The organism is Proteobacteria bacterium CG1_02_64_396 (assembly GCA_001872725.1).
GTDB lineage: Bacteria > Pseudomonadota > MNWR01 > CG1-02-64-396 > CG1-02-64-396 > CG1-02-64-396.
Genome location: MNWR01000023.1, coordinates 1 through 13,008 on the forward strand (window position 1 = coordinate 1; position 13,008 = coordinate 13,008).

The window sequence follows — 13,008 nt, forward strand, 5'->3', positions numbered from 1 at the left end:
CGATTTGAGAAAATCCCCCCCCGCACCCAACATTCCCCCCTTTTCCACCCACCACCCCATCGAGTTCGCGTGACCCCTTCCCCCGTCGCCATCGCCCTGTTCTACGGCCTGTATTTCGCGGTCCTGGGCATCGTGCTCCCCTTCATGCCCCCCTATTTTGCTTCGTGGGGGCTGTCGGCCATCGGGGTGGGTTCGGTGATCGCCGCCTTTCAGGTGGCCAAGAGTTTCGGCGCTTTGATCGGTGGCGGCGCAGCCGACCGTTGGGGGCGCACCCCGGTGCTCGCCTTCACCCTGGTCGGGGCGCCGCTGGCGACCCTGTTGTTGTTGACCGATCTGCCTCAAATATGGGGTTGGGGAATCCTCGGCTTCTCCCTCTGGGTCACCCTCTTCGGCTTGATGCGGGCCGCCCCCCTTCCCCTGGTCGAGACCATCGCCATGACCGGGGTACGCGAGCAGGGCTGGCACTACGGGCGGCTGCGGTTGTGGGGCTCGGTCGGCTTCATCGTGGCGGTGCTGGTGGCGGGGGTGGCGGTCGACCGGTTCGGCCCCCGAGCTTTTCCCTGGGTGATCCTCCCCTTTTTGATGGGCTTGGTCCTCTTGATCCCCCGTTTGCGCGAGGCGACCCCTGCGACCTCCCCCTCCCAAAAGCCGGCCCCCTGGCCGATCCGGGAGGCGGCGCCGCTGGTGGCTGCTGGGTTTTTCATGCAGGCCTCCCACGGCGCCTACTACGGCTTCTTTTCGCTGGCGATGGCGCAGCGCGGTTATTCGGCGACCTTGATCGGCCTGTTCTGGGCCATCGGGGTGCTGGCCGAGGTGGGGTTGCTCAACTATGCCGACCAGCTGGTGCGCCGCTTTTCCGCAGCGCGGCTGTTGTTGTGGGCGCTGCTGCTGGCGGTGCTGCGCTGGACGGGGCTGGCCATGTTCGACGCCATCGTCGTGATCCTGATGTTGCAAACCCTGCACGCCGCCACCTTCGCCATCTTCCACGTCGCGGCGGTCAATCTGGCCAAGGAGCGGGCTCCCGAGGGAACCGAAAGTCGGTTCCAGTCGCTCTACTCGGCCGGTTCCTTCGGTCTGGGGGGGGGCGTCGGGATGTTCTCGGCGGGTTTCATCGTCGACGGGGCGGGGTATGCTCCCGCCTTCGGGGTGTCGGCGGCTATGGCCTTGGCGGGGTGGTGGGTGGCCCGGCGCTGGCTGTAGATCCACTTTGCGTGGCCCTCGAACCTCCAGATCTCAACATGTATCGCCGCTGTTTCGGCAGCAGGGAGAACACATGAAACGTCTTTCAATCATCGCCGTGTTGGTGGCCGCTATTGCCGTCGGGTGGATCGCCCGCGAATGGCAGGACGTACAAGGCACCCCCCCCCTCGCCATCGCCGGCAATCCCGCCTCTGTCAAAGGGGTTGCCCCCCCCGGCAGCTACCGCGACGTGGTTGCCGCCGCCATGCCGGGGGTGGTCAACATCGCCACCTCCCGCACCGTGGTGCGCCAGTCCCGCCAAGATTTCTTTGGCTTCCCCATGTTCGGCGCTCCCGAACAGCGGCAGGAACAGAGCCTCGGTTCCGGGGTGGTTCTATCTGCCGATGGGGTGATCGTCACCAACAACCATGTGGTCAAGGATGCCGACGAGATCGTCGTCTTCACCGCCGACAACACCTCTTACCCCGCTACGTTGGTGGGGGTCGACGCCCAAACCGATCTGGCGGTGCTGCACATCGTCCCCAAGGCGCCGCTCCACCCCCTGGCGTTCGGCGATTCGGAGGCGGTGGCGGTGGGCGATGTGGTGCTGGCCATCGGCAACCCCTTTGGCGTCGGCCAGACCGTCACCTCGGGGATCGTCAGCGCCCTGGGCAAAACCCAGCTGGGGATCAACGAATACGAGGATTTCATCCAGACCGACGCCGCCATCAATCCCGGCAATTCTGGGGGGGCGTTGATCGATACCACCGGCGGCCTGATCGGCATCAACTCGGCGATCTATTCCAAGTCGGGGGGCTCGATGGGGATCGGCTTCGCCATCCCTGCCAACCTGGCCAAGATCGTGGTCGAGTCGATCCAGAAGAACGGTCGGATGCTGCGTGGCTACGTCGGCATCGCCGTCCAGCCGGTCACTGCCGACGTCGCCCAGGCGCTGGGGATGGAGCGCTCCCAAGGGGTGCTGGTCTCCGATGTAAGCAAGGATGGTCCGGCGGCCCAAGGGGGACTCAAGGCGGGCGACGTGATTCTGGCGATCAACGGCCACGCCGTGCGCGATCCCAAGGATCTTCGGGTGCGCACCGCCTATTCCCCGGTGGAGAGCACCATCGATTACCAGGTGCTGCGCGACGGCAAGACGATGCAGGTGCAGGTCAAGGTGGCGGCCCAGGAATTGGTCAAAGGGCGCAGCGCCGTTCTAGAGAAGGGCAAGCTGGCCGGATTGACGGTTGAGGATCTCAACTCCGAATGGCGCGACGGCCTCAAACTGCCCGAGAACGCCCAGGGGGTGGTGGTCACGCAGGTCAAGAACGGCTCGCCGGCCGCTCAAATCGGTTTCGAACCAGGGATCGTCATCCTGGCGATCAACCGCCAGCCGATCCTGAACGTCGGCGACCTGCTGACCCAATACGGCGGGGGAAGCGGCACCTTGTTGCTGCAACTGTTGGTCGACGGCAGTCAGAGGGTGTTGGTGCTGCGGTGATGGAGCGCGGGAGGGAATGATGAACAAGAGCGAGGCGTTGCGGTTCTTTGAGGAACACCGGCAGGTGTTGGTCGGGAGGTTCGGCATCAAGCGTTTGGCGCTGTTCGGTTCGGTCGTCCGCGACCAGGCCGACAAGGACAGCGATCTCGACGTTTTGGTGGAATTCGAACCGGGCAATCCCTACCGCCGTTACTTCGACCTGTTGTTTTACCTCGAAGACCAATTGCATTGTCCCATCGATTTGGTGTGCGCGGACGCCGTTCGCCCCCAGATTCTTCCCTACATCGAAAAAGAGGCGCTATATGTCGCGTGAGTGGCGTCTTTTCTTCGACGATCTGCTCCAAGCCTGCGAAAAGGTGATGGACTATGCCGAGGGTTTGGATCGCAAGGGGTTCGAAGAAAGCGGGATCAATTTCGACGCGACCCTTTGGAACGTTCAACTGTATGGAGAGGCGGCCAACCATATCCCCCCTGAAATTCGCGACCTCATGCCCGAAGTCCCCTGGCGCGAGTTGATCGGGATGCGCAACCGCTTGATTCACGGCTATTTCGGCATCAACAAAACCATCCTTTGGCATGTGGTGGCGGTCGAAACGCCTAGGAGGCTGTCGGACTTGAGCGTCCGTAGCGAGCCGAGTGGGGAATCGAGGCCAAATTTTCACGGTTTTGAGGATCATAGTGGTGACTATGTGACGAAAAACCGGGGAAATTTGGACCGATTACCCGCCGGCGCAGTAGGACGGTCTCAAGTCCGACAGCCTCCTAGATTGCACGACACCCTCAAAACCATTGCACGAACCCGGCCCGAGCTTTTCGAGGGGCAAAGTCCATGACGCTCGCGGCATGTCGCTGATGGGTTCCCTCGCTCTGGACAACCCCCGCGTTCTCTTCGTCTCCAACTTCGCCGAGATGGTCGGCGGGGGGGAGCACAGCCTGCTCGATCTGATCGCCACCCTGCGCGGTCGGGTCGAGCCGATCCTGACGGTCCCTGCGGAGGGGGAGGTGGCGCGGCGGGGACGGGCGCTGGGGATTCCCATCGCCATTGTCCCCCAGCCCCCCATCGGTTGGCGGGCGCTGGGGGGAATCGTCGCTTGGCTCAAGGCGGTGCGGGCGCTCAAGCCCGATTTGATCCACGCCAACGGCTCGCGCAGCGCCTTTTATGCCGGAATCGTGGGGCAGCGCCGCAAGATCCCGGTGCTTTGGCATTGCCGCATTGCCGACCTTGACCCCCGCCTCGATCCGATCCTGCTCAAAATTCTCACCGGCATCATCGCCAACTCCCACGCCACCGCCCGCCGCTTCGGCCCCCGTCCCCCCATCCCCGTGACCGTGGTGCACAACGGTTTCGATCTGGCCCATTGCCGGGAAGAGGTCGAGGCGATACCCCGTCCCGAAAAGGGAAGGGTCATCCTGGCGGTGGCCCGCTTGAGTCCGTCTAAGCGAATCGAGTATCTGGTCGATGGCTTCTTGGCGCTGCAAGAGCGTTTCCCAAATGACCACCTCTGGATTGTCGGCGACGACGACCCCGCCGAGGTCCCCTACGCCCAAGCGACGCGCGAAAAAAGCCGCCCCCTGGGAGAGCGGGTGCGTTGGGTTGGCTCGGTGGCCGATGTGCGCCCCTGGTACCGGGCCGCCGACTGGCTGGCCCTGCCCAGCCGCCGAGAGGCGTTTGGCCGAGTGGTGGTCGAGGCGATGGCGTTGGGGGTGCCGGTGTTGGCCTTTGCCCAGGGGGGGGTGCCCGAGATTGTGCGGCAGGGGGTTGATGGGGTGTTGGTGGAGCAGGACGGCCTGGAGCCTTGGATTGCCGGATTGGAGCGGGTGTTGACGCTGGAGGAGACCGAACGGGCTGCGTTGGGGGCGGCGGCCCGAGAACGGTCCGAGTCGTTCTCGTTGCAGGCGACCGGCTCTGGGGTGTTGGATGTCTATCGGCAGTTATTGAAGGTGCGGGTGTGAGGGGGGCGCTGACCCGCAAGCTGGCTTCCAACACCTTTTGGCTCAGCCTGGGGGCGGTGGCAGGCAACATCCTGGCCTTCGTCACCCAGATCGGGGTGACCCGCTATTTCGGTCCCACAAACTACGGCATCTATGCCGGTATTTTTGCCGCCATCAGCGTCACCACGGTGCTGGCCGATTTTGGTTTGCGCGGTTGGGTGTGGCGGGAGTTGGTCCCCAGGCCCCGTATTCGTCGCCCCTTCCTGGGACTGGCTTGGGGGGTCAAAGGGATCTTCACCACGTTGGTCGTCGGAATCACCCTGTTGTGGTACCCCTGGGAGGAGGGGATTCGGGCCGAGCTGCTTTGGCCTTTGACCTTTTATCTGCTCTTCCAGGGGACGGTGCAATACGTCAACTCCCTGCAACTGATTCGGGAATTGGCCCGCTCCATCGCGGTGACGATCCTGGTCGAACGCTCTATCCCCCTGATCGTGCTGTTGCTGGCGTTTTTCTTAGAAAAGGACATGGTCTGGTTTGCCCAGATTTTGGCCGTGATCGAGGGGATTTGGTGCGGGGTCTTGATTTGGATCCTGCATTCCCGACAGCTGCCCGTGCCCCGTTGGTTCATGGGGGTTCGGCGCCTTAAGGTGGTCATCTCCGTTTTAAGCCCCATGGGGCTCTCCTTGGTTGTGGGGTTTTTGTCCTCCCGGATCGACATGGTGGTCATGGCCCGAACCCTTCATCCCGAAAAACTGGGGATCTACGCCGTGGCGATGACCCTGGCGACTGCGCCGCTTTTCATGGCCAGCGTCCTGAGCGCCTCCATCGGCCCCGCCATCGCCCGGGCCTGGAAGGATGACAAGGAGCTGTTCCGCGATTTGTTGTTGGAGGGGCTGCGGCTCAACGCCTGGGCTGCGGTAGGGATCGCCGGGGTGGTGGCTGCCCTCTCCAAACCGGCGGTCCATTGGCTGTATGGGCCAGCCTACCTCGACGCGGTCTGGTTGCTGCAACTGCTGGTGCCGCTGCTGCTGTTTCAGTTTGTCGCCGCCTATACCTCCCAGGTGGTGGTGATCGTCCGCCAACAACGGGATTTGCTGCGGATCGCCAACTGGTCCCTGCTGGTCTCGGCCCTGATCATCCCCTTGGCGATTTGGCGTTTCGACGTGGCAGGGGCGGCCACTGCCATGGTTTTGGCCGCGTGGTTCAACGTCTTTTTGTTGATGCAACGGATGGCTTTGATTGTCGGCCATCAGGGGTTGGGCCGATTTCTGCTCGCCCCGGTGGGGGGGCTGGTCGTTCTCCTGGTGTTGATCCACACCATGCAGTCCTTCGATCTCACCCACTGGCTGCAAGCACCCATTGCCCTCAGCGCTCTGGTGGTTTTGCCGATGCTGCTCGGGGGGCTCAAGCGGCGCGATTGGGACCGGGTGCGGCGGTTGTTTCGTCGGGAGCGGCAGGCATGAAGCTGGCTATAGATGTGCGCGAATGGGCCGGTGGGCTGCACACCGGCATCGGTCGCTACCTGCTGCATCTGCTCACCGGGGCGGTGGGTCGAGGGTGGGAGCTCTTGCCGGTGGGCGACGGGCAAACCTGCTTGCCTGCAAGCTTGACCCAGCTCGACCTGCACCGTCTGCCCGATGCCCCTGGCCCGCTGCAAGATCAATGGCATTTGCCCCGCTGGCTCGACGTCGTCGCCCCCGATCTCTTTCTTTCCCCCTACCCCAAAGGGCCGTGGATCGCCCCCTGCCCCGTGGCGGTGACGATTCACGATCTGCTTTACCTCGATCCCCGCTTTGCCCCGAGCGCCCGCAACCCCGGGGTCCGTTGGGCCAAACGGGGGTATGCCGCCGTTTCGGCCCGCCGCGCGGCATTGGTGATGACCGACTCGACCTTCTCCAAGGCTGAAATCCAGCAGCAACTCGGTATCGACAGCGCCGAGGTTTTTCCTATCGGGGTCGAGCCGCTGGCGGCGGGGGGGCTGGATCGGGAGGGGCTTCAGGCCCGGTACGGGATCCCTGCCCAGGGGGGGTACCTGCTCTGGATCGGCAATTTCCAACCCCACAAGAATGTGCCGTTTCTGCTCGATCTCTGGCAGGGGTTGGCAGGCGACTACCCCCATCATCACTTGGTGTTGGCGGGTCGAGGGGGGGAGCGGGCGGCGGCGATCCAGCGACAGATCCACGAGCGGGGCATTCCCCGGGTGGTATTGACCGGTTCGGTCGAAGATGCCGATTTGGTTTCCCTCTACCGCCATGCCGAACTCTTCCTCTTTCCCTCGCAAATCGAGGGGTACGGGTTGCCCCCCCTGGAGGCGATGGTGGCGGGGTGTCCGGTGATGGTTTCCGACCGGGCTAGCCTGCCCGAGGTGGTGGGTAAGGGGGGGCAGGTTTTGCCCCTTCGGGACGAGGTTTGGCAGGAGGTGGTGTGTCAACGGCTGAACAGCGCTCCATTGCAGCAAAAGTGGCGGGAGCGGGGCTGGGCACGAGCACGGCAGTTGGGGGCGGGGCGCTGTGCCGACATGGTGCTGGATCGACTGGAGGCGATATGATGAGCAATGAGGGTGGGTTCAAGGTCGCTATGGTTGAAACTGGTGGCTGGGGGGGGATTGGCCATTATACCCACTGCCTGTGCGAGGCGTTGTGTGATGCGGGGATCCAAGCCCGTTTGGTGACCCATGCCCGCAACTATCAATTGGACAAATTTCCCAAACATTACGAGGTCGAGAAGCTCTTCCTTGGAGATGGGATGGGGGCCGATTGGGAGCGGTTGCGCCGATCAGTCGCCCGGCATGGCGATGACTTCGTACATTTTCAGTCGATCATTGCCCCGCGGCGGGATTGGGCGATGTTGCGTTGGCTGCAGCTGCGGGGTGGTTTCCCCAAAGTGGTGCTGACCGCGCACAACATTCTTCCCCACGAGGTTCGGCTTGGTGATCGCTTCGCGTATCGCCAGATCTACAAGGCATGTGATGGGATCATCGTGCATTCCCAATCCAGCCTTGACCATTTGGCTCGGTTGATGGGCGACCGTTTCGTGAGCCGCCATCCTGTCACGGTTGTTCCCCACGGCCATTACGGCATGTTGACCGAACCAAATGGGGCGAGCCGGAAAGAGTCGTTGGCGACATTGGAATTGCCCGAGGCCCGCTACATCACCTGCTTCGGAGCGATCCGCCCCTACAAGGGCATCGATTGGTTGCTGGAGGCGGTGGCCGCTCAGCAATTGTGGCCGGACGACACGAAAGTATTGGTGATTGGCAAGGTGCTGACCGGCGTGCAGGAGGGGGATTTAACCGGCTTGGCCGAGCGCCTGGGGATCTCTGATCGGGTGATCTTCCGGTTCGAATACCTCGACGAGTCGCAGATTCCCGATCTTTTTGCGGTTTCCGACCTGATTGCTCTTCCTTACCGGAAAATCGATCAAAGTGGGGTTTTGTTGGCGGCGTTGGCGGCAGGTAAGCCGGTTTTGGCCACCCCAGTGGGGGCTTTTACCGAGATTGTCGACGCCAGCATCGGCTTCATGGCGCCGCAGGTGTCGCAGCATGGGGTGCAAACGGCACTGGCCATGGCATTGGCACAACGGGCGTCATGGTCGAACAGGGGGCGGGCGGCCTTGGCGTTGTCCGAGCGCGAGTTCGGATGGTCCAGAGTCGCCGAGCAAACCTTGGATTTTTACCGTCGGTTCGTTGGGTCGCCTATTGAGCAAGGGAGCACTTGATGTCGGACCCCATGCGTCCCATCCGTTTCATCCTTTTCAGCATCTTGCTCCAGCGCCCTTTTCGCGGGTTGTTGGACTGCCTGTGGGACGAGGGGATGAGCATGAACGATTGGGGACGCCACCTTGCCGTGGCCAAGAATCGGTTGATGCGGTGGGGGGGGATGGCGGTCGAACCGGGGGCCTTTTTGGCCTCCGGGATCCAGGTGACCCTGCCATCGCAATGCAACATCTGGGTGAACACCGGCAGCTTCATCGGCAAAAATTGCTTTTTCGGCAACCAAGCCCCCATCACCCTCGGGCGGGGTTGCTTGGTGGCCAACGACGTTCGTTTTTTGACCGCCAGTCACCGCACCGAGGATCTGGTCTATGAAGCCAAGCCGGTGACGGTGGGCGATGGGGTTTGGATCGGGGCGGGGGCGCTGATTCTACCCGGCGTCTGCGTCGGACGAGGGTGCATCGTGGGGGCGGGGAGTGTGGTCACCAAGGATTTGCCCGAATTTACGGTTTGCGTCGGTAACCCCTGTCGCCCAGTTCGCACCCGTGCCTTGCCGGTCCGGCAAAACATGGTCGATGGCCGCCCCCTCACCTTCGAGGCGTGAATGGATCCCCTCTTTCTTCTCTCTTTACCTCGTAGCGGTTCGACCCTGTTGCAACGGCAGTTGGGGAGCCACCCTGACATCACCACCTTGTCGGAGCCTTGGTTACTCCTCCCTTTTCTGGACGTGATCGACGGAGAAAGGACCTTCTCGATCTACGACCACGGCTACATCCACCAAGGAATCCGGGGACTGATCGAGCAGATCGAGGGGGGACATGCCGCTTATGCCCGGACGGTCGGCAAGATGGCCGAGGAGCTATACCGCCAAGCGGTGCCCACCCCGACCCGATGGTTCCTCGACAAAACCCCCCGCTACCACGCCATCGCCCACCATCTGCCGCTCGCTTTCCCCGAGGCCCCCTTCGTCGTGTTGGTCCGCCACCCCCTGGCGGTGTTGGCCTCGGTGATCGAGACCTTCGGGAAGGGCAATTGGTACTGGTTTGCCCACGAGATCGACCTGTTCGAGGGGTGGCGCAATCTGGCCCGCTTTTATCGCGAACACGGCGACCGCTGTTGCCTGGTGCAGTACGAGCAACTGGTGCAGGAACCGGAGGCGGAGCTGTCGCGCATTGGTGATTTTCTCGGGATCGAGGGATTGGCCGATGCCACAGGGGCTTTTACAAAAGTGCAGCTGGCGGGAATGCAGGATCCCACCGGCACCAAACAATATCGGCAGGTGAGCCGGGAACCGCTGCATAAATGGCACAGGACCCTGGGCAATCGGTTTCGCCGGGCGTGGGCGCGACGCTACATCCAGCGCTTGGGCGCCGATGATCTGAGGTTGTTCGGCTACGATCCCGAAGCGCTGCTTGATGAGATCGAACAACTGCCTGCCGGATTGCAGGGTGTGGCGGGCGATGTGACCCGAGAAATCTACGGTCGGTGGACCCGCTGGAGTCAGGGGGATGTCCGCCGCAAATTACGCCGTTTCCCCTCCAATGATCGATGTGTCTTGCGATGAGTGATTGCCCCACGATTTCGATCATCATCCCCTGTTATAACGCACAGGCGACCCTCCAACGCTGTTTGGCAGGTATCGAGCGCCAAAGTGACCTGGATTTCGAGGTGGTTCTGGTCGATAACGGCTCTCAGGATGCCACCTTGGAGATCCTGCGCGATTGGGCGCAGCAGGTTCCCTTTGCGGTGCAGGTGGTCGAGGAGTCCAAAAAGGGGGCCTCTGCGGCACGCAATGCCGGGATCCGGGCGGCGCGGGGAGGCTGGATCGCATTCACCGACAGCGACTGTGTCCCCGATGACGATTGGATTGCGCAGGGGCGACCATACCTAGACCGGGAGGTCGCACTTGCCGGCCCCGCGCCCGGTTCGTTCGAAGGGGATCTTCCCGCTAAGTTGGTTGGGTTGACCTCGCTTGTCGCCGGGTTGAAACCGTTTCGTTGGGATCGCCTTCCCCCCCAGGGGGTGAGCGGTTTTCCTACCGCCAACTTCTGGGCCCAGCGCGACATCCTGCTGGAGATCGGAGGATTCGACGAGGCGCTGGCCCCGACGGGGGAGGTCGGCGAGGACTTCGATGTTTGCGTCAAGATTCTGCGAGGGTATGGCCCCATCTTCTTCGATCCTGCCGTGAGGGTTCGCCACATTCACCCCCCCGGGATGCGGGAGCTGTGGGTGAAGGGGGTGCGCTACGGGCGCAGCCATCCCCGGCTGTTTGCCCGATATGGACAGGTATCGTGGATTTTGGAGGGTCCAGGGGGGAGGACCCTGGCATGGGGTGGGGGAGGGCCGCGCCTTTGGGTCCAGTTCCAAACTGCCGACAAGAAATTGGTGTTGCTGCTCTTGCTCGGACTGTTCGAGCCGTGGCTCTTCTGTCTCGTGCCTCTGTACGGGTTTTGGATCGCCCGCTTTCTCAAACGGCGGGCGCAGGAATTCGAGCGACAGCTCAATTGGGGGGAAAGCTGGGCCATGGCAGGGTTGTTGATCGTTCGCTCGTTGGCCATGACGGTGGGGCGCATTCAGGCCAGCAGGGGGGAGGGGGTTTTTACATGCTGAGCCCGCCGTCATATCCCGACCTTTCCGATACTTCGACGCCCCCGCAATCTCGATTCATGAGGGGCACGCCGTCGAGGGGGTGGGTAGCCCCACCTTTTACTTCTATGCACCTTTGCCGTTCTACCTCTATACCTTGCTGGGGACGATCACCGGGGTGACCGCTCCCGCCTTGCAGGGGTGGGAATACGGTGTCCTTTACGCCCTCTCGGGGGCGCCTTCTATCTGCTTGCCCTCCGTTTCGTAACCGAGCTGGGCCTTGGTCGGCGCTTCGTTGTACATGTGGTTCCCTTATCACTACGTCGACATCGAGGTGCGGGCGGCGATAGGTGAATCCTGTGCCTACATCTGGATTCCCCTGATTCTTCACTGGATCGGTCGTAGTCAACGTACGCGGCGCGATTTGGGGTTGGCCGGCCTGGGGGACGCGGGATTGGTATTGTCCCATTTGCCCAGCGCGCTTCGCAAAAACCAAAAGTAGCCTCCCCGATGCGACGTCGTTTTTGCTTCGCTCGCAAAATCGGCAGAGCTTCGGCGACTTAGGTCGCCTACTACGTAGGAGCGGACCGAAGTCCGCGAACGGTCTGCTTGGAAGCGCTGATCAACTCAACCCGAACGCCTCCCGTGAGCGTCCCGATCCAGAAACCGGTTTGCTTCAATTCGACATCATGCCGGGTCAGCATCATTGGGTGTTGGAGCGCTGCTGGTTGCCGAATGAATGGATCGGCTGGTCGATTTCCGTCGTGAGCATGGCAGGGTGGTTGTGGATGGGAGGGCTGGTCGGTCGTCGCAAAACGGTGCGTCCGCCCCCATAAGACAATCGAGTGTGGACGGATCGTTCGAAGTGCGCGCTTGATGCACAGTCGTAAAACAGAGGTAGTCGATCAAGCACCCGATGGGACTCCAATGACATCGTCAAAATTGTGGCCCCCAAACCGTCTTTTTTTGTGGGCGGTGGTACTGGTGGCGTTGGCCCTGCGGCTGATGACGGCGATGGCTCCGCTGACCATCAACACCAACGCGGTGAACTACGTTCAACACGCCCTGGCCATTGCGGCAGGGGGGACGTGGTTCCATCCGGTCTATTCCCCCGGTTATTCAATATTGGTGGGGGGGGGGGCTGGTTGCCCTGACCGGTAGGGATGCTGAGGCGACGGCGCGGGCGCTCAACGCGTTGTTTGGCGCCCTGACCTTGTTTCCCCTCTATTGGCTCTGGCGTTCGATCTGGAACCCTACCGCCAGCCCTGCTGGGCTGCGCCGCGTTGGCGCTTTGGCCCCTGGGGGTGCTGTACGGCGGCGAGGTGCGGACCGAACCGCTGGTCCTGTTCTGCGATGTGCTGGCGCTGGCCGCATGGTGGCGGGTCCTCAAGCAAGGGGGATGGGGTTGGGCTCTGCTGGCGGGGCTGGCCTGGGGTTGGGCCGCTTGGTCCAAACCCGAGACCCTGGCCTGGCCGGTGTTGGCGACCGCGGCGCTGGGGTGGTGGGGGCGGCGGTCTACCTTCCCTATGTGGTGCTGGTCCACGAACACACCGACCACTGGCAGATCGCCGCCAAGCAGGGGGTCAACGTCATGGTGGCCCAGGCGGTGGGCGATCCCGATTTTGCCGCCAACTACGAACGGATCCTCGATCAATTCCGGGAGGAGGGGGCCGCCCAGGTGGCCTTCGATCCGATCGCCACGGCCAAGCGGGTGGCGACCAATCTGCACCTGATCCACAAGTATGCCTTGCCCGAGGATTTCCCTCCGGCGCTGATCGCCTTGATCTTTCTAGGAGCCTGTCGGACTTGCCCCATCCCCCTATTGGGGGAGCGCTAAACCGTCGTTGATTGTCGTACCCGAGTCGGCGAGCAGGGCTGAGTGACCGGGGGGCTGTTTTGTGCGCGATTGAGGGGCTGAAACGGCGTTGCCCCGTGGACAGCGAGCCTTATTCAGGCCATGCGCAGCACATTCATCCGTTTCAGGTTCCAGGCCAACGCCACCAGGATCCATTCGCCACTGACCTTCGCCAGGCCGCGCAGCGAAAACTGCCGGAATCCCATCACCTGTTTGATGATGCCGAAAACCGGTTCGACGGTCTGT

15 protein-coding genes are annotated in these 13,008 nt (G+C 62.6%); 14 read left to right on the forward strand and 1 reads right to left on the reverse strand.

Translation table 11 applies throughout. From position 1 onward, the window contains the following. The first annotated feature begins 69 nt into the window (after window positions 1-69). The 14 genes from AUJ55_02720 to AUJ55_02785 all read left to right on the forward strand — a co-directional run bounded on the left by AUJ55_02720 (window position 70) and on the right by AUJ55_02785 (window position 12,744). Window positions 70-1,200, forward strand: a complete 1,131-nt coding sequence (locus AUJ55_02720) for a hypothetical protein (GenBank protein OIO59990.1) — start codon at window positions 70-72, stop codon at window positions 1,198-1,200. Between the two features lie 73 nt (window positions 1,201-1,273). Beyond that, a complete protein-coding gene (locus AUJ55_02725; GenBank protein ID OIO59991.1) occupies window positions 1,274-2,677 on the forward strand; it encodes a hypothetical protein in 1,404 nt (467 codons plus the stop codon). A gap of 19 nt (window positions 2,678-2,696) precedes the next feature. Next, window positions 2,697-2,990, forward strand: coding sequence for a DNA polymerase subunit beta (locus AUJ55_02730; GenBank protein OIO59992.1), 294 nt, complete (start codon window positions 2,697-2,699; stop codon window positions 2,988-2,990). Beyond that, window positions 2,980-3,510, forward strand: coding sequence for a hypothetical protein (locus tag AUJ55_02735; protein ID OIO59993.1), 531 nt, complete (start codon window positions 2,980-2,982; stop codon window positions 3,508-3,510). Before AUJ55_02730 ends, AUJ55_02735 begins: the two co-directional genes overlap by 11 nt. Before the next feature lie 10 nt (window positions 3,511-3,520). Continuing rightward, entirely contained in the window at window positions 3,521-4,630 is a 1,110-nt protein-coding gene (locus AUJ55_02740) for a hypothetical protein (GenBank protein OIO59994.1), read from the forward strand. Further along, window positions 4,627-6,072 carry a hypothetical protein gene (locus AUJ55_02745; GenBank protein OIO59995.1) on the forward strand — a complete coding sequence of 482 codons (1,446 nt, stop codon included), beginning with the start codon at window positions 4,627-4,629 and terminating at the stop codon, window positions 6,070-6,072. Before AUJ55_02740 ends, AUJ55_02745 begins: the two co-directional genes overlap by 4 nt. Continuing rightward, entirely contained in the window at window positions 6,069-7,157 is a 1,089-nt protein-coding gene (locus AUJ55_02750) for a hypothetical protein (protein ID OIO59996.1), read from the forward strand. The genes AUJ55_02745 and AUJ55_02750 overlap by 4 nt, the downstream gene beginning before the upstream one ends. Further along, window positions 7,154-8,326: a hypothetical protein gene (locus AUJ55_02755; GenBank protein OIO59997.1), complete on the forward strand. Its 1,173-nt coding sequence runs from the start codon at window positions 7,154-7,156 to the stop codon at window positions 8,324-8,326. Before AUJ55_02750 ends, AUJ55_02755 begins: the two co-directional genes overlap by 4 nt. Next, complete coding sequence (locus AUJ55_02760; protein ID OIO59998.1) at window positions 8,326-8,925, forward strand: hypothetical protein; 600 nt, start codon at window positions 8,326-8,328, stop codon at window positions 8,923-8,925. The genes AUJ55_02755 and AUJ55_02760 overlap by 1 nt, the downstream gene beginning before the upstream one ends. Further along, window positions 8,926-9,885 carry a hypothetical protein gene (locus AUJ55_02765; protein OIO59999.1) on the forward strand — a complete coding sequence of 320 codons (960 nt, stop codon included), beginning with the start codon at window positions 8,926-8,928 and terminating at the stop codon, window positions 9,883-9,885. Next, on the forward strand, window positions 9,882-10,931 hold the full coding sequence (locus tag AUJ55_02770; protein ID OIO60000.1) for a hypothetical protein: 1,050 nt from the start codon (window positions 9,882-9,884) through the stop codon (window positions 10,929-10,931). Before AUJ55_02765 ends, AUJ55_02770 begins: the two co-directional genes overlap by 4 nt. Window positions 10,932-11,208: 277 nt before the next feature. Continuing rightward, window positions 11,209-11,409 (forward strand): hypothetical protein, encoded by a 201-nt coding sequence (locus AUJ55_02775; protein ID OIO60001.1) that lies wholly within the window; start codon window positions 11,209-11,211, stop codon window positions 11,407-11,409. A gap of 425 nt (window positions 11,410-11,834) precedes the next feature. Beyond that, window positions 11,835-12,068 (forward strand): hypothetical protein, encoded by a 234-nt coding sequence (locus AUJ55_02780; protein ID OIO60002.1) that lies wholly within the window; start codon window positions 11,835-11,837, stop codon window positions 12,066-12,068. Between the two features lie 238 nt (window positions 12,069-12,306). After that, on the forward strand, window positions 12,307-12,744 hold the full coding sequence (locus AUJ55_02785) for a hypothetical protein (GenBank protein OIO60003.1): 438 nt from the start codon (window positions 12,307-12,309) through the stop codon (window positions 12,742-12,744). A gap of 113 nt (window positions 12,745-12,857) precedes the next feature. Here the strand turns inward: AUJ55_02785 and AUJ55_02790 are convergent. Further along, the coding region (locus tag AUJ55_02790) for an IS5 family transposase (protein ID OIO60004.1) at window positions 12,858-13,008 on the reverse strand (151 nt) is incomplete at its 5' end.

Coding starts and splice junctions, on each gene's coding strand:
- AUJ55_02740 (OIO59994.1), top strand. CDS start 3,521: ATGTCGCTGATGGGTTCCCTCGCTCTGGACAACCCCCGCGTTCTCTTC.
- AUJ55_02765 (OIO59999.1), top strand. CDS start 8,926: ATGGATCCCCTCTTTCTTCTCTCTTTACCTCGTAGCGGTTCGACCCTG.
- AUJ55_02750 (OIO59996.1), top strand. CDS start 6,069: ATGAAGCTGGCTATAGATGTGCGCGAATGGGCCGGTGGGCTGCACACC.
- AUJ55_02780 (OIO60002.1), top strand. CDS start 11,835: ATGACATCGTCAAAATTGTGGCCCCCAAACCGTCTTTTTTTGTGGGCG.
- AUJ55_02760 (OIO59998.1), top strand. CDS start 8,326: ATGTCGGACCCCATGCGTCCCATCCGTTTCATCCTTTTCAGCATCTTG.
- AUJ55_02730 (OIO59992.1), top strand. CDS start 2,697: ATGAACAAGAGCGAGGCGTTGCGGTTCTTTGAGGAACACCGGCAGGTG.
- AUJ55_02725 (OIO59991.1), top strand. CDS start 1,274: ATGAAACGTCTTTCAATCATCGCCGTGTTGGTGGCCGCTATTGCCGTC.
- AUJ55_02785 (OIO60003.1), top strand. CDS start 12,307: ATGGGGTTGGGCTCTGCTGGCGGGGCTGGCCTGGGGTTGGGCCGCTTG.
- AUJ55_02770 (OIO60000.1), top strand. CDS start 9,882: ATGAGTGATTGCCCCACGATTTCGATCATCATCCCCTGTTATAACGCA.
- AUJ55_02755 (OIO59997.1), top strand. CDS start 7,154: ATGATGAGCAATGAGGGTGGGTTCAAGGTCGCTATGGTTGAAACTGGT.
- AUJ55_02775 (OIO60001.1), top strand. CDS start 11,209: ATGTGGTTCCCTTATCACTACGTCGACATCGAGGTGCGGGCGGCGATA.
- AUJ55_02735 (OIO59993.1), top strand. CDS start 2,980: ATGTCGCGTGAGTGGCGTCTTTTCTTCGACGATCTGCTCCAAGCCTGC.